Source organism: uncultured Thiocystis sp., assembly GCF_903866365.1.
Taxonomy (GTDB): domain Bacteria; phylum Pseudomonadota; class Gammaproteobacteria; order Chromatiales; family Chromatiaceae; genus Chromatium.
In genome coordinates, this window is the sequence record NZ_CAIPNF010000404.1 from 1 (window position 1) to 18,722 (window position 18,722).

General features: G+C 63.0%; 17 protein-coding genes and 2 pseudogenes. 7 read left to right on the forward strand and 12 right to left on the reverse strand.

Annotated elements, in window-relative coordinates:
• The coding region (locus QZY07_RS22310) for a DUF4011 domain-containing protein (RefSeq protein WP_295407659.1) at window positions 1–2,199 on the reverse strand (2,199 nt) is incomplete at its 3' end.
• Between the two features lie 195 nt (window positions 2,200–2,394).
• Here QZY07_RS22310 and QZY07_RS22315 point away from each other — a divergent pair.
• The 3 genes from QZY07_RS22315 to QZY07_RS22325 all read left to right on the forward strand — a co-directional run bounded on the left by QZY07_RS22315 (window position 2,395) and on the right by QZY07_RS22325 (window position 4,763).
• Window positions 2,395–2,817, forward strand: coding sequence for a PaaI family thioesterase (locus QZY07_RS22315; RefSeq protein ID WP_295407662.1), 423 nt, complete (start codon window positions 2,395–2,397; stop codon window positions 2,815–2,817).
• Between the two features lie 2 nt (window positions 2,818–2,819).
• Window positions 2,820–3,575, forward strand: a complete 756-nt coding sequence (locus tag QZY07_RS22320; RefSeq protein ID WP_295407665.1) for a molybdopterin-binding protein — start codon at window positions 2,820–2,822, stop codon at window positions 3,573–3,575.
• 180 nt (window positions 3,576–3,755) lie between these two features.
• The gene (locus tag QZY07_RS22325) at window positions 3,756–4,763 is read left to right on the forward strand and encodes a hypothetical protein (protein ID WP_295407669.1); all 1,008 of its coding nucleotides are present in this window, start codon (window positions 3,756–3,758) and stop codon (window positions 4,761–4,763) included.
• A 168-nt stretch (window positions 4,764–4,931) separates the two neighbouring features.
• Here the strand turns inward: QZY07_RS22325 and QZY07_RS22330 are convergent, their stop codons facing one another.
• Entirely contained in the window at window positions 4,932–5,621 is a 690-nt protein-coding gene (locus QZY07_RS22330; RefSeq protein ID WP_295407670.1) for a sulfite exporter TauE/SafE family protein, read from the reverse strand.
• A gap of 62 nt (window positions 5,622–5,683) precedes the next feature.
• Between QZY07_RS22330 and pyrE the strand changes: the two genes are divergently transcribed.
• From pyrE to QZY07_RS22345, 3 genes are all read left to right on the forward strand, one after another.
• On the forward strand, window positions 5,684–6,325 hold the full coding sequence (pyrE, locus tag QZY07_RS22335; RefSeq protein WP_295407673.1) for an orotate phosphoribosyltransferase: 642 nt from the start codon (window positions 5,684–5,686) through the stop codon (window positions 6,323–6,325).
• A gap of 1 nt (window position 6,326) precedes the next feature.
• Complete coding sequence (locus QZY07_RS22340; protein ID WP_295407675.1) at window positions 6,327–7,367, forward strand: DUF4124 domain-containing protein; 1,041 nt, start codon at window positions 6,327–6,329, stop codon at window positions 7,365–7,367.
• Between the two features lie 85 nt (window positions 7,368–7,452).
• Entirely contained in the window at window positions 7,453–8,763 is a 1,311-nt protein-coding gene (locus QZY07_RS22345; protein WP_295407678.1) for a capsular biosynthesis protein, read from the forward strand.
• Between the two features lie 80 nt (window positions 8,764–8,843).
• Here the strand turns inward: QZY07_RS22345 and QZY07_RS22350 are convergent, their stop codons facing one another.
• The 4 genes from QZY07_RS22350 to QZY07_RS22365 all read right to left on the reverse strand — a co-directional run bounded on the left by QZY07_RS22350 (window position 8,844) and on the right by QZY07_RS22365 (window position 12,631).
• On the reverse strand, window positions 8,844–9,998 hold the full coding sequence (locus tag QZY07_RS22350; protein WP_295407681.1) for a glycosyltransferase: 1,155 nt from the start codon (window positions 9,996–9,998) through the stop codon (window positions 8,844–8,846).
• Window positions 9,999–10,204: 206 nt separating this feature from the next.
• A complete protein-coding gene (locus QZY07_RS22355) occupies window positions 10,205–11,584 on the reverse strand; it encodes a HAMP domain-containing sensor histidine kinase (RefSeq protein WP_295407683.1) in 1,380 nt (459 codons plus the stop codon).
• 34 nt (window positions 11,585–11,618) lie between these two features.
• Window positions 11,619–12,284, reverse strand: coding sequence for a response regulator transcription factor (locus QZY07_RS22360; RefSeq protein ID WP_295407686.1), 666 nt, complete (start codon window positions 12,282–12,284; stop codon window positions 11,619–11,621).
• On the reverse strand, window positions 12,284–12,631 hold the full coding sequence (locus QZY07_RS22365) for a PepSY domain-containing protein (RefSeq protein WP_295407690.1): 348 nt from the start codon (window positions 12,629–12,631) through the stop codon (window positions 12,284–12,286). Before QZY07_RS22365 ends, QZY07_RS22360 begins: the two co-directional genes overlap by 1 nt.
• A 143-nt stretch (window positions 12,632–12,774) precedes the next feature.
• Between QZY07_RS22365 and QZY07_RS22370 the strand changes: the two genes are divergently transcribed.
• Window positions 12,775–13,401 (forward strand): cytochrome b/b6 domain-containing protein, encoded by a 627-nt coding sequence (locus tag QZY07_RS22370; protein WP_295407693.1) that lies wholly within the window; start codon window positions 12,775–12,777, stop codon window positions 13,399–13,401.
• A 270-nt stretch (window positions 13,402–13,671) separates the two neighbouring features.
• Here QZY07_RS22370 and QZY07_RS22375 read toward each other — a convergent pair whose 3' ends face one another.
• The 6 genes and pseudogenes from QZY07_RS22375 to QZY07_RS22395 form a co-directional block, all read right to left on the reverse strand.
• Window positions 13,672–14,466 carry a YkgJ family cysteine cluster protein gene (locus QZY07_RS22375; RefSeq protein ID WP_295407696.1) on the reverse strand — a complete coding sequence of 265 codons (795 nt, stop codon included), beginning with the start codon at window positions 14,464–14,466 and terminating at the stop codon, window positions 13,672–13,674.
• Between the two features lie 4 nt (window positions 14,467–14,470).
• Window positions 14,471–14,953, reverse strand: coding sequence for a YchJ family protein (locus QZY07_RS22380; protein WP_295407700.1), 483 nt, complete (start codon window positions 14,951–14,953; stop codon window positions 14,471–14,473).
• A gap of 15 nt (window positions 14,954–14,968) precedes the next feature.
• Window positions 14,969–16,063 carry a transposase gene (locus QZY07_RS22385; protein WP_363184696.1) on the reverse strand — a complete coding sequence of 365 codons (1,095 nt, stop codon included), beginning with the start codon at window positions 16,061–16,063 and terminating at the stop codon, window positions 14,969–14,971.
• Window positions 16,064–16,126, reverse strand: a pseudogene (locus QZY07_RS27575) (hypothetical protein); the annotation flags it as partial. It abuts the gene before it with no gap.
• Between the two features lie 88 nt (window positions 16,127–16,214).
• Window positions 16,215–16,694 (reverse strand): annotated as a pseudogene (locus QZY07_RS22390) (IS607 family transposase); the annotation flags it as partial.
• 331 nt (window positions 16,695–17,025) lie between these two features.
• The coding region (locus QZY07_RS22395) for a methyl-accepting chemotaxis protein (protein WP_295407703.1) at window positions 17,026–18,722 on the reverse strand (1,697 nt) is incomplete at its 5' end.

Here is an 18,722-nt window from a genome sequence, read left to right on the forward strand (position 1 = left end):
CTGCGTATAGGCATGACCGAGACCGATGGCGACTTCCGACATGGGTTGACCCAGTTCACGCAGTCGCTCCTGGAGATGTTCGATCCGCTTGGCGTATCTGGCGATCGTGACCAGATCGGTTTGCCCGGCCGCACCAAGCTGTCTCAGTGCGCCACAAGCGGCGTGTAACTGCGCGTGAGAGTGTTGGTCGTTCAGGAATTGCGGATGCAGTGTGCCTGATAGCGCGCGGCGATGGTCGCGGATGCCTCGCAGAAGTTGCAAGTGACGCTTGAGCGCAATGAGATTTGCGCCGTGCAGGTCGCGAAGGGCGGTCAGGATCTCATCTCCCTGGAACGAGGGGATGCCGCTGAGTTCGTTCTTGAATGCCTCAATGTCGTCGAGGCTTTCTCCGCGCAGGATGTCTCTATCCTTTACCCCGAGCAGGGATTCCGCCGTGAGTAGCGAACCAGCCGCCACCGTTGTTTCGGCCAAACCGTCCAGTGCATCCTGCCAGCTCGAAAGGACGACGCACACACGCTCCTTGTCAAAGAGCTGTAGATCCCGGTTCCCAACGCCATGCCAGGGATGGCTCTGGAGGTTGTCGCGTTGGCCGAGTTGAATCGCGATCCGTCGATAGACTTCCGCAAATTGGCGGATCGTGTCCAGAGTCTGTCGCTGTACGTCGCCGTTGAAGGTCTGTCCGTCATATCCTTCAGGATGTAAAGCGGCGGGATCGAGACCCAGCGACTCCCGGTAACGGCTCGCCGCCATGAGGATTTCATGGATGGTCTTGCCGGTGTTCTTCCAGCGGCTGTTGATGCGTTCGGCATGGCCGCTGAGTTCGCTCTTCAGCTTCTCGTAGCGCGCGATGTCGGCATCGATCTGCTCTGGATGACGATACTTGCCCTGATTGCCCAATCGCTGGGCGATGTCGTCCAGCACCTTGCGTTTCTGCGTTTTGTGGCTGTGCAACTCCAGACAGAAATCCCCCAGTCCGGCCTGGTCCAGACGTCGTTTGACCACTTCCAGCGCCGCCAGCTTCTCGGCCACGAACAACACCCGCTTCCCCTGCGCCAGGGCCGCGGCGAAGATGTTGGTGATGGTCTGGGATTTCCCGGTACCCGGCGGTCCCTCGATGACGAGGTTCTTACCCTCAATCGCATCGATCAGCGCGCTGTGCTGAGAACTGTCGGCGTCATCGATGACCGGGTAACGTTCGTGTACCTCGGGCAGGTCATCGATGGCATGTTCGACGCTGAATCCTTGACCGTCGCCGCCAGCGTCCTCGCTCTTGGTCGCAAAGAAACGGCTGACGATCGGATGGTTGGTGATGGATCGCTCGGTTGGCCATTGCGCGGGATCCAGATCCAGGTACATCAGCAGTTTGCTGAAGTTAAACAAGGCCAGGGTGGCTTGACGGCGGATCTGCCATCGTTCGTCCGGCTGTCTCGGTGTTGCGATGAGGCGCTCGACCGCGCTGAAATAGGCTTCCGGCAGGGTGGCTTCGTCGAGATCGGGGAGCGCGAGCCCGAAATCGATGCGCAGTTTCTCGCGCAGCGAGAGGTTCGGGATGATGTCCTCCCCGGTGAAGGCAATGGCGTAGTGGTAGGTGCCGCTGGCCGAGTCGAGCCGGCCCTTGGCAATCCGGACCGGCACCATCAGGAGCGGGGCCAGGCGTTCCTTGTGACTGCTCTGGCTCTCGAACCACTCCAGAAATCCAACGGCGACGTAACAGATGTTGGCGCCCGCTTCCTCGATGGCGGTCTCTGCCTTGTTGCGCAGATCTCGAAGCCGAGCTTCCAGTTCCTCCGGAAACATCAGGGTCTGGATGATCTGATCGGCACGTTTTGGCTGATCTTCTGCATCGGCATTTTCAAGCGGTAACTCATATTCCGAGGGAAAGCCGAGCACACGCGCCCACTCAGCGGCCGTGGGATCTTTTTTGAGTCGATTGTCCAAACCAGTCTGCGGATCGACCTCGAGGTAACCGGCCTCGATCAGCTCTTGTCGGGTCGGACTCGGGATCGCCTGGAATCTTAATTCCTCTTCCGACAACAGCTTCCGATGAAGTACGTTCGGGATCGCATCGATGATGCGGATGTTACCCTGACGGCCGTGGGTGAAGTTCAGCAGGCGGTTGCGCCCGGTGAGATCGAGTAGCCGGTGCCGGAGCTTTTCGAGGGCATCTGTTGCGAAGCTGTCTGGAGCGGGAGCATTCATGATCGATGTGGCATTCCTTTGTGGGGGCTTGTCAGGTCTGTCTGTTGGCTGGTTTCATTCAAAATTTGGTCGCTGGAATTCTATCTGCGCTTTGATATCGGATATTTCGATTGTGCCGGTCGTTCGCAGTGACCGGCGATAAGCAGTTATCATTCTGCGAGTCCTGTCTATTTTGCGCTTCTACACCACGCAATGATGAACGCCACCCAAATCCAGAACTTCTTTCGCAACGACCGTTTTGCCGAATATGTTGGAATAGAACTGCTGGAGGTCTCGCCCGGCAAGGCGCGCGCCCGGCTGGAGATCGACGATCGGCATCTGAACGCCGTCGGGGTCGCCCACGGTGCGGCTATCTTCAGCCTGGCCGATCTGGTCTTTGCCGTCGCTTCCAACTCGCATGGTACGGTGGCGCTCGGGGTGAACGTCTCGGTCTCCTTCATGAAGGCGGCGCGGCGTGGCATCCTGACCGCCGAGGCGGAGGAGGTGTCCATCAACCCCAAGCTCGCCACCTATCTGATCCGCGTCCTCGATGAGGAAGAAAACCTGATCGCGCTCTTTCAGGGGACGGTCTACCGCAAGCGTGACTCGCTGGACGCGCATCTGCCGCCGGCCGATTGAAGATGAACGAGTCACCCGACACTTCACCCGTGAGCTTCGGCCTGATCGTCATCGCCGACGAGGTGCTCAAGGGCGAGCGGATCGATCGCCATCTGGCCGCCTTCAAGTCGCTGATCGGTGGGCGCGGTCATGAGCTGGCCTGGCACTGGCTGCTGCCGGACGATCCGGACGTGCTGACGGCGCATCTGCGCTTTTCGATGGGACGGCCGGATCCGGTCTTTGTCTGCGGCGGCATCGGCGCGACGCCAGACGATCACACCCGCGCCTGTGCCGCGGCGGCGGCGCATGTGTCTTTGCTCCGTCATCCCGAGGCGGCGCGCCTGATCGAGGACCGATTTGGCGCCGAGGCGTATCCCCAGCGCATCCTGATGGCGGATCTGCCGGATGGCGCCGAGTTGATTCCCAATCCAGTCAACCAGATCCCCGGTTTCTCGCTCTGCCGACACTGGTTCCTGCCCGGATTTCCCAAAATGGCCTGGCCGATGGCCGAAGGGGTGTTGGAACAGCGGTTCGGTCGCGCCGCCGTGCTGCGCGAAATGGCCGTCGAGGTGCGCGGTGTCCCCGAGAGCGGTCTGATTCCGCTGATGCGGCGTCTGGAGCAGGATTTCCCGGAACTCAAGCTGTTCAGCCTGCCGCACCTGGGCGAGGATCCGCATATCCGGCTCGGTTTCCGGGGTCGCGTCGGGCTGGAAGAGGGGATGCGGGCGCTCCGCGATCAACTCGACCGGGAGTCGTTCGCGTATTCCGAGCCGTCCTGATGACAGGGCCGGAACGACAGATCTACGAGGCGTCGGAGGTCGCGCGGATACGCGAACGGTTGCGCGTCCTGCCGGGTCATGCATTCGTGGTCTGATGGATCCCCGACCGGGCAGTCGGTGCGTTTAGGAATCGCGTTCCCCTCTGACGTGTGCCAAAAATCAACCTGACGGAGGTCTCCCATGAAGCTGTTTCAATCCATGTTCGGCGGTGGCGAGACGCTCGGTCGCTATCCGGAATCGCTGATCGACCTGGCGACCGAGCGCGCGGTGGACGGTACCGATTCGCGGCTGCGTCTGCTGCCTGGATACCGCAAGCGGCTGCGCGAGCCCGTGATCAAAGCGATCGACCATGTGGTCGCGCTGGTGGACGCCATCCAGGAGCCGCTGCCGGCGGACGCGCGCGAACATGGACTGGAACCTCGTCTGGCCGCGGTCTTTTCTTCCGCCGGGGACATGCTGGATCGGTTCGGACGCGACCCGGCGCTGTCGGCTTTTCTGGCGAGCGCGGAGGGGCGGGGGGTCGGGCGCGTCACCGCGCTGCTGCTGGCGGAGCGGGTGGAGCGCACGATCCTGGGCATGGATCTGGTCGGCGATCAGGTGCGACGCGATGTGCCGCAGGTCGCGGTCAGTTTCGCCGCCCATCGTCTGCTCGATCCGCACCCGAGCGAGTCGGAGACCCGGCGCCAGTTGAAGCGCCGCGCCTTCGACCATCTGCTGACCCTGGCACTGACCCGCATCGCCGAGGCGCGGGTGGAACGGGCCGACCTCACCCGTCAGCGCGATCTGCTGCGGCGCAAGCTGACCGCGCTGGAGCGTGGCGGCTGGAGCTTCGAGCCCGTCGCGGGCGGCGCGCCGGATCCGGCCACGCTGCTGGCCGAGCTGGACGCGATCACCGCGCAGTTGAATACGCTGGGGGTGGATCAGGGCGTCCTCGTCGCCCATCTCGGGATCGTCGTCGAAATCCTCGGCGATGCCCCGCGCCAGCTTTGGGCCGAACCGACCACGCTCTGTCTCGACGCCATGAACATCCAGCGCGACGCGCGCGACCCATCGGCGCGCTCCATCGAGTTTCTGGAATTGTGCAACGCCCGCGGTCGGCGTGTCGTCATGCTGCCGCTGAGCCTCGCGCCCGGCGAACTGCCCGCGCGCGAGGACTTGGTGACCGCCGCCCAGCGTTATCTGCAATGAGCGGCGGCCTGATTCCGACGCGTATTGAACGGATTCGACAACGATTAGGGTTGAGGCAATTCCGTCGACGGGTCGAGCGCCGCGCAACGCAAAACGCCCCTGGCTCGCGGGTGTTGTGATCCAGTGCTGGAGCCGCGAACAAGGGGTTGGAATTTCGATGCCGTTGTACTAGCCAACCAACTGCCAGAGGGCGTATAAGCCGAAGCCGATGACCAGCAGCCCGGCGATCTGGCGAATCCAGGCGCGCTCGGCAAGCCGCGCGGCGGCACCCGCCAGCAGGCCGATGCCCAGCAGGTTGGGCAGCGTGCCCAGACCGAAGGCCAGCATGATGCCAGCGCCATGCGCTGGACTGCCGGTGGCGGTGGCCGTGATCAGGACGCTATAGACCAGCCCGCAGGGAATCCAGGCCCAGAGAAAACCGATCGCGGCGGCCTGGCTCAGGGTTCGCACCGGCAGCAGATGGCGCGCAAGCGGTTGGAGCCGGCGCCAGAGGACCAGACCCAGACGTTCGGTCGCGGCCAGCAGCCTCCACCAGCCGCCCAGATACAGGCCCAGCAGAATCATCATGATGCCCGCGAAGGCATAGAGTCCCCGCTGCATGAACTGAAACGAATCGAGTTGCAGCAGCAGGGCGCCTAGGCCACCGAACAGCGCGCCGGCGACACCATATCCGGCGACGCGGGCGAGGTTATAAACGAACTGGTAGGGCAGCATCCGCCAGGGTTCGCCGCGGACGCGCGCATCGAGCCCCGCGGTCAGCGAGCCGACCAGACCGCCGCACATCGTCAGACAATGAACGCCACCCAACAAACCAACCAGAAAGGCGGTGATGTACACTTGGAACAGTGGCGCATTCATGGCCCCAGCTCTCTGGATCGGGCGGTCATCTCATTCACTTTCCTGTCGCCGAGCCTGTCGCAATGCATGATTACCAAAGAGAATTCCTGAACTTTGCCATCAAGATCGGCGCTCTCTCATTCGGCGATTTCACGCTGAAATCCGGTCGCCAAAGCCCGTATTTCTTCAATTCCGGTCTCTTCGATACCGGTACCCGGCTCGCCCGGCTCGCCCGTGCCTATGCCCATGGCATCATCGCCTCGGGCATCGCTTACGATGTCCTCTATGGCCCCGCCTACAAGGGGATCCCGCTCGCGGCGGCGACCAGCGTCGCCTTGTCGACCGAGCACGGACAAGAGGTACCCTATGCCTTCAATCGCAAAGAGGTCAAGGATCATGGCGAGGGTGGTCTGATCGTCGGCAGTCCGCTCGTGGGGCGTATCCTGATTATTGACGATGTCATCACGGCCGGTACGTCGGTGCGCGAGTCGGTCGAGATTATTGGCGCGGCGGGCGCGGTGCCCGCGGGGGTTGTGATTGCACTGGATCGGCAGGAAAAGGGGCAGGGCGACCGATCGGCCGTGGACGAGGTGCGCGCCTCCTTCGGTCTGCCGGTCCACGCCATCCTCGCCCTGACCGATCTGATCGCTTACCTGGAGGAACAGCCGAATGAGCACGGCGTTGCTGAATCCATGCGTAACTACCGCGCCAATTATGGCGTGTGAGATGGCAAGACGTCCCGCTCGCGCGGATCCCTGGCTAATCGTCGTGATATTGGGCGTGCTGGGCGTTGTCTGTCCGGGGGCTGATTGGTCGATTCGCCTTGGATATGCCGATTCGCGGACCTATCGGTGGGTCGACGACACTGGCGCCGTTCATTATTCCGATCGGATACCGCCCGCTCAGATCGAGCAGGGGCACACCCGACTCAGTCAGGAGGGGATTCGAACCGAAACGGTCGCCCCCGCGGCCACGGCGGAGGAAATGCAGCGGATGCAGGAACGGGAACGATTGCAACAGGAGGAAGCGCGGCGCATCGCGCAGGAAAAGGCTGACAATCAAGCCATATTGCAGCAATTTCGCTCCCTTGAGGATCTGACCCTGGCGCGGGAAGGCAAGGTCGCCGCCGTCGAGGCCCTGAGCCAGACCACACGCGATGACATTCGGTTCGAGCAGCGACGTCTGCGAGAGCTGCACAAGCAGACCGCAGAACTGAAGCGGACCGGGAAGCCGGTTGCCGCGCATTTGCAGGATGCCATCGCGAAGTCCGAACAACTCATCCGCGATGGCTATGCGACGATCATCGAGCAGGAATTTCGCAAAGAGTCGATCCGCGAGGAGTTTGACCAGATGATGCTGCGCTACCGAAACCTCAGGCAGCTTCCCGAATCCGCCGAAGCAACCGGGAAAGCAGCAGCGGGCTCGCTGTCGAGCAACCTCGTGATCTGTCATGACAGCGAGCAGTGCCACCAGACCTGGGAGAAGGCGCTGGCCTATGTTCGTGCCCAGGCGGACATACGAGACGAAATTCTGGGTCCAGGGCTCCTGATCGCGGCGCAGCAGGACGCACGCGAAGACCGTCTGCTGACGCTTGTCTGGATTCAGAACAGGCCGGAGGAACCCGTTTATCTCTATTTGGATCTGGAATGCAAGAACCGACTGACCGCGAATCTGACCTGCACCAACCAGGCCGCGATGAATGTCCGCGATGGTTTCCGGGCCGCACTGACCGGGGCGAGCCGGGGCGGCAAGCGCGATGCGCGGTGAGGAGACCGGATCCGGATCGATGGCTGGCACGGAAATCGCTTTGCCGCCTTATGCAACGCGAGACCAACCACGGGTTGCCGCGCGCATGAGCGCATCGCCCATCGCGTTTATCGACCCGGGGCCTAACCTGGTCCAGTTCCTGGTCGGAGTGGGCGATCGTCTCGCACCTGACGATGGCTCCGTCTTTTTTTCCCGCCACGTCAAAAGTCGCAGTCTGCTGCGTCGGCTCGGACAGGAGGTCTATCCCAAGCGCCGTTCGGGCCAGGCGGACGCCTGGCCAGAAAGCCTCGGCATCGACCCCGAGTCGCTCGTCGCGCGCCTGCGCAAGGCGTCGGATCGCGACCGGGTTCGTCAATCTTCGCCAGATTTTTGCTGGCTCGTCAGCGAGTTGAACCGCTTCCTCGCGGCAACCGAGCCGCAGGGCGTTTTTCTTTGGAACGGATCTGGCTTGGCCGCGGCGGTGACCGAGCAACTGGCCCGGGCGCGTGGCATTCCGCTCCTGTTTGGCGAAAATGGGTATCTGCCGAACACGTTGCAGCTCGATCCCGAGGGCGTCAATGCCTTCTCCTCCATCGGCTGGCGCATGGGTCTTGCCGATATTCGTGCGATCTCTTATTCCGAGCCGCAGATTCAGGAATTCGACGCGGTCATCGCTGACTATCGGGCGGGTCGGACGCCCATCCGCTCGCGGCCGGAGACTGAAAGAATCCGTCCCTCCTGGATGGCGTATCTCCTCCAAAGCTGGATCGACCTGAGACAGCGCCCCGCCGCGATCCGTGCCAATCGGCTCATTTCCCGCGATCCTCCCGCCTTGCCTGAGCGGTTCGCCTTTTTTCCACTCCAGGTGAGCAGCGACAGCCAATTGACCATCCACTCGCCGCTCTACGGGAACCAGCTCGGCGCGGCGATCGCCGACCTCGATCAGGCAGTGCGAGAGGTCGAGCCCGGATTCAGGCTGGTGGTCAAACTCCATCCCGCGGATGTCAAAAAGACCGATTACGACCCGGTTGTACGGGCGTTTCCAGAGGTGATCTGGGCGGGTGGGGGCGATGTCCGGGCAATCCTGGAGCGAGCCACCTGCGTCATCACCGTGAACTCCACGGTCGGAATCGAAGGCATGATTTTCGGCAAACCGGTGGTGACGCTGGGCAATAACTTCTATGCGCGCAATGGACTGGTGTATCCCGTTCGCGACCGCGGCGAGCTGGCGACCCAACTGAAGCGCGCCCTGCGCGAACCGCTGGACGCCGGACTGATCCGCCAGTACCTGCTGTATCTCTACTTCTTCGGCTTCGTGCGCGCTCACTGGCGGGATCATTCGCCAGCATCGCTCGGCAATGTGGCGCGGCGGATGGTGGAGATGATCGAGGCGCAGCCAGCTTCAACGCGGTCGTGAATCGCGGGCGAGGAGCGAGGGGCGGAACGGCATCGATGTCTGCGAGCCGGCAGCCGATGAAACGGTCCCCTGGCTCAACTTCAGGCTCTGGCGGCTAACCCCATGGCATTCAGATAGGCATCCGTGCTGGCCTCGATCTCATAGGGTCGCGCGGCTTGCTGCAGTACGCGCTTGGGCAGCGGATGCTCCAGGGTCGCCAGCATGGCGCGCGCGAGACCGGCATCGTCGCCGACGGCAACCAGCGGTCCATAGCGCCCCCCGTCCAGAATCTCGCGTGGACCGCTGGGACAGTCGGTCGAGACCACGGGCGTTCCCACGGCAAGCGCCTCGATCAACACGAAGCCCAATCCCTCCCAGCGCGAGGTGAAGGCAAAGAGGTCGGCATGAGCCATATAGGCATGGGCGTCTCTGACGTACCCTGGCAGGGCGAAATCCGCGGCCACGCCCAATGTCTCGGCCAGAGCCAGCAGACGTTCGCGCGCCGCGCCCTTGCCCAGGATCATGAGTCGGCAGGGACGTTCGGCGCGGAGGCGGGCGAAGGCCCTCAGCAGAGTCGCAAAATCCTTGCGACTGCAAAGCTCTCCGGCGCTCAGAATCAGTGGTCTGTCGGGCTGGCCAAACCAGGGATGGTCCGGACGCGGCAGTGCCGACGCGAACAGGTTGGCCGGGATCACCGGCGGCGGCACCACGCGGATTCGCGCGCGCGCCAATCCCGTGTAAGCCGTCATATCGTCGGCGACCCCGGCGCTGGCGACGATCACCTGTTCCGCGAAGGGATAGAGCCACCCCATGGAGTGACGCTGGATCCAGCGCTCCAACGCACCGCGGGTGGCGAGGTCGAGCGAGATCGTTGTGCCGGAGCGCAGAACCAGGCGCGTCGGAGCGCGTGCCAGTGCGCGGGCGAACAGCGCCACTCGGTTGACCTTGTCTTTGTCCGAGAGCATGACGGCCGGTCGCCAGCGACGCAGATAGCGGATGACGGCGGGCAGGCAGCCCAGGGTATGGCGCGAGCCGAGATCGATCAGCGTGACGCCTTCCGGGATCTCCTCCAGCTCGGGGCCATGCTGACGTACCTTGAGCAGATCCACGCGATAGCCACGCCGCGCCAGTGCTGGGATCAGGTGCCCCGCCGCACGGTCCACCCCGCTGTGCCCCGACGTCGAAAAGAAACAGGCGATCCGGATCGGATCGGCACCGACAGAACGCTTCGGCAAGGTGCGCGGTCTTTTTTGCATCGCCATCTCCACGGCTTCGGTCTCGTTGTATCCTGGAATGAGCAGTTAAACCGCAAAAAACGCGATGAACGCAAAGGGTTTTAACGGATGCGTTGGAAATCCGGCCCTGAAAGTGTCCATCGAAAAGGGGGCGGTCAAGACCGGCGGGATCGCGAGATCCATACTGAAATTTAGGCGCGGCTGTACGACGGCGATGTCGCGACCGCTCAGCGCGCGGCCGGCAATCGCACGCTGACCGTCAGCCCGCTCTCGCTGGCGGAACTAAAGGCGAGGATTCCAGCATAGGCGTCCACGACATCGCGCACGATGGCGAGTCCGAGACCAGTCCCTTCCTTGGCCTGGTCCAAACGCAGACCGCGCTCGCCGAGCCGGGTCATCTGTGCGGTCGGGACGCCGGGGCCGTCATCGGTCACGCGAATTTCAATCCATGCGCCCGCCTGTCGGGCGTGCGGACCAGCGATCACCCAGACCCGCACCCGTGCGCGCGCCCATTTCGAGGCATTCTCCAGGAGGTTGCCGAGCAATTCCAGCAGATCGTCCGGCATGAGCGCGGCGTAGGCCGCGGGTGGCGCCTCGATTTGCCATTCAAGCCGCTCGCCGTCGGGGGTACGCCGGAGGGTACGGAGCAGGCGCCCAATGGCGTCCACAACATCGACCCTGGCCTGATGGGTCGCCGCGCCCGAGCGCACGCGGGCGCGGATCAACTCGCGATCGACCCGCCGGCGCATCGTATCGGCGAGTTGTTCCAGATCCTCCGCGAGCCTGGGGTGACCTTGTTGACGCAGACGCTCGGCGTCAGCAACCAGGGCACTGAGCGGGGTCTTGAGTCCGTGGGCCAGATCGGCAGTCCAGGCGCGCGCGCGCTCGATCGCTTGGGCGCGGGCGTCGAGCAGGGCGTTGACCTCGCTGACCAGCGGCATGACCTCGTCGGGATAGTCGTCGGCGAGCCGTCGCTCCTGACCGGAGCGGATGGCGCCGACACCGCGCCGCACCGACTCCAGGGGTGCGAGTCCAGTTTGAATTTGGACCAGGGTCGCGAGCGCGAGGACCAGCGCGATCAGTCCCAGATAGGGCCGCATATCGGCGGCGAAGGCGTCGCGGGCGGCGGTTAGCTCGGCGCGGTCCTGGCCGACGGCCAGTCGCAGCACGAGGGGTTGCCCGAAGGCTTGTAGCCGGATGCGGCGCTCGCGCACCAGCAGCCGTTGCCCGCCCGGACCGGGCAGCACATGGGCGTGAACCCCGCCGGGTTCGAGCGCATCGGCCGGGAGGACGATGATCTCGTCCCAAAGGGAGCGTGAGCGCAGCAAACCCGGCTGGTCGTTGCTGTCGATCTGCCAGTAGAGTCCACTCAGTGGTTGCCCGAAGCGCGGGTCGAGCGGTTCGCGGCTCAGGCGAATGGCCCCGTCGGGCGCGATCGCGATGGCTGCGGCGAGCTGGTTGAGATCTCGCCTCAACTCGTCACCGATCCGCCGTTCGACATGACGCTCGAACAGAGTTACGAGACCCAGGCCAGCGACCAGCAGGGCGACCGTGATCGAAGCCGCCGCGCCGATCCAGAGCCGGACGCGCAGCGAGCGGCGTGTCATGCGCCTGCGCCGGGCAGCGGACATTGGCGTCCGCTCATGACCGATCCGGCTCGACCAGATACCCGAAGCCACGTCGGGTCTCGATCAACTCCGCGCCGAGCTTGCGCCGCACCCGCCCGACCAGCACCTCCACGGCGTTGGAATCGCGCTCGAAATCCTGGGCATAGAGCTGTTCGGTCAGTTCGAGTTGGGAGACGACCCGCCCGGCGTGCTGCATCAGATAGCTGACCAACCGATATTCCTGGGGCGAGAGATGGATTGGGACGCCATCCACGCTGACCGCCATGCGGCGGGTATCGAGCGCGATTCGCCCATGGACGAGCAGGGCGCTCGCCTGGCCGGCGGCGCGGCGGATCAACGCCCGCAGTCGCGCGATGAGTTCCTCCATGCGAAAGGGTTTGGGCAGATAGTCGTCGGCACCGGCGTCGATGCCCTCGACCCGCTCGCTCCAGTCGCCGCGCGCGGTGAGGATCAGCACCGGCAGGCGCTGACCGGCCGCGCGCCATTTGCGCAGCACCGACAGACCATCCAGGCCGGGCAGCCCAAGATCGAGGATCGCGGCGGCATAATTCTCGGTCTCGCCCCGGAACCAGGCGTCTTCGCCGTCGCGCGCAAGGTCGACGACGAACCCCGCCGCATTCAGCGCGGCGCTCACGCCCTCGGCGACGCGCTCGTCATCTTCCACCAACAGAATGCGCATCAGTCTTGCTCGACCTCCAGAATCTGGCCCGTCGCGGCATTGACCAGCACCTCCAGCAGCCGGCCATCGGCGGCGATGATCTTGAGTTCGTAGATCCAGACCCTCGTCCCTTGCCAATTCTTACGCTCGAATTCGACATCGACCACCTCGCCCGGCACCTCGGCCGCGACCCGCGCCAGGATTTCGGCGAGCGGCCGCACCTCGCCCCGTGCCAGCGCCCGATGGGCGTGCTCGTGGTCGTGGCGGCGGGAACCGTCGTCGTCGAAGCGATCCGCCCGCGCGGGGACACAGAGTAGGAGACCCAGGATGACGACGGGCAGGCGACAATGGATTGGCTTGAGGGACATGCCGCGCATTATGCCCCGATGCTGGCTGACCGTTCGCTGACAGTGACGCACAGCGTTCGGTCAGCGTCGTCCCGTTAGTCTGCTCCCAAGGCCGTGACCGATCGCGACCGACTGACCAACACAGTCAATCGAGGAGCAAACCGATGACGTCACAGACCGCAATCCCGACCGAGACCGATTCGCTTGGGACCGCCACACCCGAAGCCAGCACGCAAGTCCGCGTCTGGGATCCGCTGGTACGGATCTTCCACTGGTCGCTCGCCGCCGGTTTCGCGACCGCGTTCATCGTCGAGGACGACCTCCTCGGCGTCCATGTCTGGGCCGGTTATCTGGTGCTGACGCTGATCGCCGTCCGTCTGGTCTGGGGCGTTATCGGCACCCGGCATGCCCGGTTCAGCGATTTCGTGCGCGGACCCGACGAGATCCGCGCCTATCTGGCCGACGTTCTGCGTTTTCGCGCCAAGCACTATCTCGGCCACAACCCCGCCGGTGGCGCCATGATTCTGTTGCTACTGCTGGCGGTGACGGCCACCGGATTGAGCGGGATGGCGCTCTATGGCGCGCAAGAATTCGCCGGTCCGTTGGCGGGGCTGATGAGCGGCATACCTGAGTCCTGGGGAGAGAGCCTGGAGGAAGTCCACGAAGTCCTGGCCAACTTCACGCTCGTCCTGGTGATCGTCCATCTGGTCGGCGTGGTTTTCTCCAGTCTGTCACATGGCGAAAATCTGATCGGCGCCATGATCACCGGATTCAAGCGGAGAGAAGGCTGATGAAATCCAGCTTTGTCATGACTGCGGCGGGGCCTGAGCGGGGTCATGCCGGCGTCATGAACGCAGTCGCCGAAAGGGTGAAGGGACCACCGCCAAGCCTTATACTAAATTTCGGCATTTTGAACCGCAAAGGCGCAAAGGACACAAAGACAAACAAGAGCTTGCAATGAGTAGGACGATCACCCTCCGGGTGACTGTCATTATCGAGTCAAGACAATGAACGACTTGGCGTTCTTCGTGTTCTTTGCGGTTCAACTGCTCTCTTTAGGCTTACGCGCGTTGCGCGAACCAGACCAGTTCCGCAGCGGCGTCCTGGTAGTAGCGGTGATACTCGGCAAGCGTTGGCAGGCCCGCGGTCCGGTCTGCAAATTCAATGAGCACTGGATGTTGTGCCTTGGCGAACGTAACGAGATCCTCACTCCGATGCTGGCGCAGAAAGGACCAGAAACCGACGACAAAGCGTCCCGTCGCGGGGTTCTGCGCCGCTTGCTGCAAACGGCTCATCACCGCGGGATAGTGTTGCAGTGTGGTGTCGGCGTAAGCGCGTAAAATCGGGGCTTGCGCGAGAAGGGCCGCGCGCTCGCGATCAAAATCCGTACGATCGACAATGCCCCTGTTCTGATAGACCACCGGCGCACTGACGGAAGTATCGCAAACCCACCCTGTTCGCGGAACGAGCATATCCGCCTGATCCGCCGCCCGACGATAGGGATAGAAGGGCATGGAACGACACCGCAGCGGCTTCTCGGCATGGATGACGCATCGATTCTCCGCCGACAACGCCGGACAGGGAAAAGACGGAGGAAGATAAGCGGTCGGCGCGATCAAGACGGCAACCCGCTTGCGTTTGGCGAGCTGGACGGTCGTGCCCAATTGCGCGGTCAAATCAAACGCACGACTGGTCTGGGGAACCGGCGTCCAGACCATGGCCAGCGGAAAGCGTCCAGCCTGCGTCAAGGCATCCGCGAGCGTCAGTGGCAGCCATCCATAACAGCACTTGCCGCACGCGATGCAGGCGAAATGGTGTGTGGTCGTGGCCGGCGTGGCGCGTCGTCTGACGCTCACCGAATCAGACCCCACAGCATTTTTTGTATTTCTTGCCAGATCCGCACGCACAGAGGTCGTTACGGCCGATTTTTGAGACGTGCACAGGAGGCGATTTCGGATTGATTTCACTGCTCTGATACCGCCAGGCCCCGTTCTCGCGACAGAATTGCGCGAATTCGTGTTGCATCAATGTCTGTCCCTGCTGGCGATAGCGGAACACGAATTCCACCTGGCCTGTCAGATCGTCAACACCGCCAGCGATGATGCGGCGGACCTCTAACCCTAGCCAGGTCGTTTCTTCGACAATGCGGTCGGCGTCGAGACGGTTGAACGCCTCACGCGCCTCGGGCATGTTCGTGCGCTCAAGGTGATCCAGATTGCCGACCACATAGGCCACGTAGCGCGAGCGCATCAAGGCTTCCGCCGTAGGCGCTGGTTGGCCGGCCAGAATCGGCGCGCAGCAATCCTCGAATTCACCACCGGAACCGCAGACACAGACAGACATACATCACCGATACATTTATGCTAACGCTTGTTCACAAGCGCCAACACATGCACGCTCATGTCTGAGCGAGGGTGTATCTACCAATGCTCGCAGGAAGATCCCGCGAGCGCCGTTGATGTCACGGTCGACGGTGATCCCGCCGCTCGTGATCGTTTTAGCGCCGCCGATCTGCTTCATTTCGCCGGTCCAGCTTGCCGTCTTCGAGGTGTAGGCTTCGTTGACGCGCAGCACCGCTTTCCCGGCCTGCTTCGCGGCGGACTCCAAGCGTTGCCCAAAGCGAAAGAAGGCATAGCCCAGCATCGAGCGGACCGTTTTCGACCGAATCTTGCGCGTGGTCCGCGCCGCCATCTCCTTGGTCTCGAAGGTCGGCAGCAGAATCAGGTCGAAGCGATCCAGCAGGAAACGAATCGCCTGGAAGTGCAGCTCGTCCACCAGATCGCGGATCTTCCAGCGCAACCGCTGGATCGCTTGCTTGATCCGCGCTTTTTGTCGGCACTTCGCTTGTGACAGCCGCGACATCAGTCGATCCAAGTGAACGCACAGCCGGGCGATCCGGGCGAAGTCGCCTTCGCCGATCTTGAACGCCTGGTCTTCGGCAAAGCCAGTCAGGAAGGTGCGGATGCCCGGATCGAGCGCCACCACGCGACCTTGGTTCTCGGTCGGCATGACAGGCACACGATAGGGGACGATCACGAACCACCGGCCTTGCTCGCAGACCAGGCGCGAATCCCGTGGGTTGTCGGGGAAGTCCTCGGCGCGTTTGAGGCTTCCGGCAATCCTCGGGTAAAGGCCCGCGTCCTTAAGGGCGGAAGAGGGGATGAAGCAGGATTGCTTCGGATTTTTCCGCGAACGGAAACGCAGATCGAACGGCTCGCCGGTCTGCTTCCATTTTCTGACGCCGTTGGAGAAGGCTGTGTAGGCGTCCTCAATGGCGATCTTCTTGATCTGATATGGGATCGCTCCGGCCCAATCCGGCAGGCTCGGCAGGCTCGGCAGGACGATCTTCGCCGCCCCCATCCAATGTCCCGCCCGTTCCTCCTTGGGAAGATCGAGATGCTTGACGGTTTCGTTGTAGACGTATCTTGAGGTTCCGAGCCACTGCCGAAACAGGCTCTTCTGTGCCGTCGTCGGGTAGATTCTGATGCGTTTTGCCTTGGTGACTTCTCCGCCCATGCGGCCTGTCCTGAGCGGCGTCGAAGGGGCGACAAGAGAAGTGATGCAGGATGGCGAGTAGATCGGCGGTGAGTTCGGCTTCTCGGGATTGCTCGACTGGCTGATCGAGAACCACGAGTTCCCCGCCGTGCAGCCTGTCCTGAGCGGAGCCGAAGGGTTCGACGAGGAAGGCGATGAGATCGACGCCGAACCGGGCAAGTCGGTCACGATGGGCAACCACAACCCGGAGCTTGTCGCCGCGCAAAAGTCGTTCCAGTAGGGCACGCAGTCCTTTGCGCTTGAAGTTGAGTCCGCTGCCGATGTCTTGGACGATCTCCGCGTGCGGGTAGGCAAGACGCAGACGTTCGACTTGGCGAGCGAGATCGTCGCGTTGCTTGGCGCGGCTGACGCGGGCGTAGAGGACAACGGAAGCATCGGCGGCACGGCGCAGGTAGGGGTCCACGTCGAACAGACGTTGCCCGGCGGCGTTGCGGATGGTGGAGATGAGTCCGTGGTCAGCATAGCGGCGTAGCGTGTTGGGATGCAGTCCAAGTTCGGCAACGGCCTTGCGGAGAGGGACGTAGGCCATGCCTTGTACAAAAGTTTGCGAAAGTGAGTTTATGTTAGCTTATTTTTTAACTGTTACTCAACCCTACCGTGATCGATCACTATCAGCGAATGGCGCTCTGAGCGTTTTAACCTGAAGCTCGCCACTCAGTAAAGATGCACCATCCCACCATTAACCGCGCAAGCCAGTGACGGCATTACACCGAAAATGCCTCGGTTTGAAGCATCATGTTGATGCCAGATCCCGCCAGCGAATTCAAGGTCGAGCCATCACGACGCATATCCGGACTTTCAGTCCGTTACTCAAACTACCGGCTTTAGCCGGTGGTTGTTTAGTTCAACGATGACATGGGTTAAAACTCTGTCCACTGGTCGTCGCCGGCCAGCGATGCGATGGGCTTGTCCTTCTGGATGGACGTGCGGTTCGCCTTGGCAGAGATCACTGGAGTGCCTCGGGTTGGCGGGGGAGCGAGGTGGGCGCCTGTGGATAGTTGGGACGTGCCGCGCGGGTTGGCGACACCTGATCCGGCCAGCCTGAACATGGCCACCGTCTGAGTCAACACCCGAGTCTGGTCTTCCAGACTCTCGGCCCCCGCCGCGGCCTCTTCCACCAGGGCCGCATTCTGCTGGGTCACCTTGTCCATCTGGGCGACGGCCTTGGTCACCTGTTCGATGCCGGAATGCTGCTCGCGCGAGGCGTGGGTGATCCCGTCGACCAAGGTCGCGACCTGCCGGAAGCCGATGATGATCTCCTCCATGGTGCCGCCGGCCTGGCTGGACAGTTGCGCCCCACCGTCGACCTTGGCGACCGAGTCGGTAATGAGCCCCTTGATTTCCTTGGCCGCCTGGGCGCTGCGTTGCGCCAGATGGCGAACCTCCGCGGCGACCACGGCGAAGCCCCGGCCCTGCTCACCGGCCCGCGCCGCTTCCACGGCCGCGTTGAGCGCGAGGATGTTGGTCTGAAAGGCGATCCCGTCGATCACGCCGATGATGTCGGCGATGCGCCGGCTGGATTCCTGGATCGCGCCCATGGTGCCCACGACCTGTTGCACCATCTCCCCGCCGCGGGTCGCGAGGACATTGGCTTCCTGCGCCAGTCGATTGGCCTGATCGGCGTTCTGGGCGTTCTGCTTGACCGTGGCATTGAGCCGCTCCATCGAGCCGGCGGTCTCCTCCAGGCTCGCGGCCTGCTCCTCGGTGCGTCCCGAGAGATCGGAATTCCCGGCCGCGATCTCGTTGGCGGCGCTGCCGATGGCTTCGGATGCCTCCAGGATGCGTCCGACGACCTCCTGTAAGCGGGCGACCGTCGCATTGGTGTCATCTTTAAGCTGGCCAAAAATCCCTTCGTACTGAGCGTCGATGGTCTGGGTCAGGTCGCCGCGGGCGATCGCGTTCAGCACTGCCGCCACGTCGGTCAGACTGCTCGCGACGATCGCCATCAATCGATTCAATCCCTCGGCGAGTTGCAGGAAGAAGCCCTCCTTGCCCTCGGCCTCGATCCGACGGGTCAAGTCGCCGCTGGTCACCGCCTCAAGAATGTCGGCGATCTCTCTTTCGATCCCCACTTCGACGGTGCGATCCTGCCAATGGGTCACGCATCCTTGGTAAGCGCCTGCCTCATCCCGCACCGGGCTGGCCGTGAGTCTCAGCGTCCGCCCACCCAGAAGCGTATCGAGCGTGCGCGAACCGGACAGTTCGGCGCGGTAGGCGGCGCGCGTTTCCTCATCCTCGAAGTAGTTGGCAAGGCGGCTTCCGATCAATTGGCTGACAGCGAAGCCGGGTTGTCGGCGTGCGATCTCGACGGACATGCGTTGCCAGAGGGCTTGGGCCGCATCGTTGATGTAAACCAGTGTGTTGTGTTCATCCGAGACCGTCACCGGGAGAGTCACCTTGTTCAGGGCATGGCGGATGCGCAGGCTCTCGGCCGCGATTTGCCGTTCGGCGCTGAGACGATCGTGCAGCTGTTGCTGCATGTCCTTCATCGAGGCCAGTAGGCTGCCCGTGTCTCTTTGCTTCAACGGGATCTCGTTGTCGAGCTTGCCATCGGCGA

What these genes read in the sequence shown, in the direction of transcription:
- QZY07_RS22330 (WP_295407670.1), bottom strand. Translation starts at nt 5,621, where the DNA reads ATGAATGCGCCACTGTTCCAAGTGTACATCACCGCCTTTCTGGTTGGT.
- QZY07_RS22365 (WP_295407690.1), bottom strand. Translation starts at nt 12,631, where the DNA reads ATGTCCCTCAAGCCAATCCATTGTCGCCTGCCCGTCGTCATCCTGGGT.
- QZY07_RS22325 (WP_295407669.1), top strand. Translation starts at nt 3,756, where the DNA reads ATGAAGCTGTTTCAATCCATGTTCGGCGGTGGCGAGACGCTCGGTCGC.
- QZY07_RS22380 (WP_295407700.1), bottom strand. Translation starts at nt 14,953, where the DNA reads ATGTCTGTCTGTGTCTGCGGTTCCGGTGGTGAATTCGAGGATTGCTGC.
- QZY07_RS22370 (WP_295407693.1), top strand. Translation starts at nt 12,775, where the DNA reads ATGACGTCACAGACCGCAATCCCGACCGAGACCGATTCGCTTGGGACC.
- QZY07_RS22350 (WP_295407681.1), bottom strand. Translation starts at nt 9,998, where the DNA reads ATGCAAAAAAGACCGCGCACCTTGCCGAAGCGTTCTGTCGGTGCCGAT.
- QZY07_RS22340 (WP_295407675.1), top strand. Translation starts at nt 6,327, where the DNA reads ATGGCAAGACGTCCCGCTCGCGCGGATCCCTGGCTAATCGTCGTGATA.
- QZY07_RS22355 (WP_295407683.1), bottom strand. Translation starts at nt 11,584, where the DNA reads ATGACACGCCGCTCGCTGCGCGTCCGGCTCTGGATCGGCGCGGCGGCT.
- QZY07_RS22345 (WP_295407678.1), top strand. Translation starts at nt 7,453, where the DNA reads ATGAGCGCATCGCCCATCGCGTTTATCGACCCGGGGCCTAACCTGGTC.
- pyrE (WP_295407673.1), top strand. Translation starts at nt 5,684, where the DNA reads ATGCATGATTACCAAAGAGAATTCCTGAACTTTGCCATCAAGATCGGC.
- QZY07_RS22360 (WP_295407686.1), bottom strand. Translation starts at nt 12,284, where the DNA reads ATGCGCATTCTGTTGGTGGAAGATGACGAGCGCGTCGCCGAGGGCGTG.
- QZY07_RS22315 (WP_295407662.1), top strand. Translation starts at nt 2,395, where the DNA reads ATGAACGCCACCCAAATCCAGAACTTCTTTCGCAACGACCGTTTTGCC.
- QZY07_RS22320 (WP_295407665.1), top strand. Translation starts at nt 2,820, where the DNA reads ATGAACGAGTCACCCGACACTTCACCCGTGAGCTTCGGCCTGATCGTC.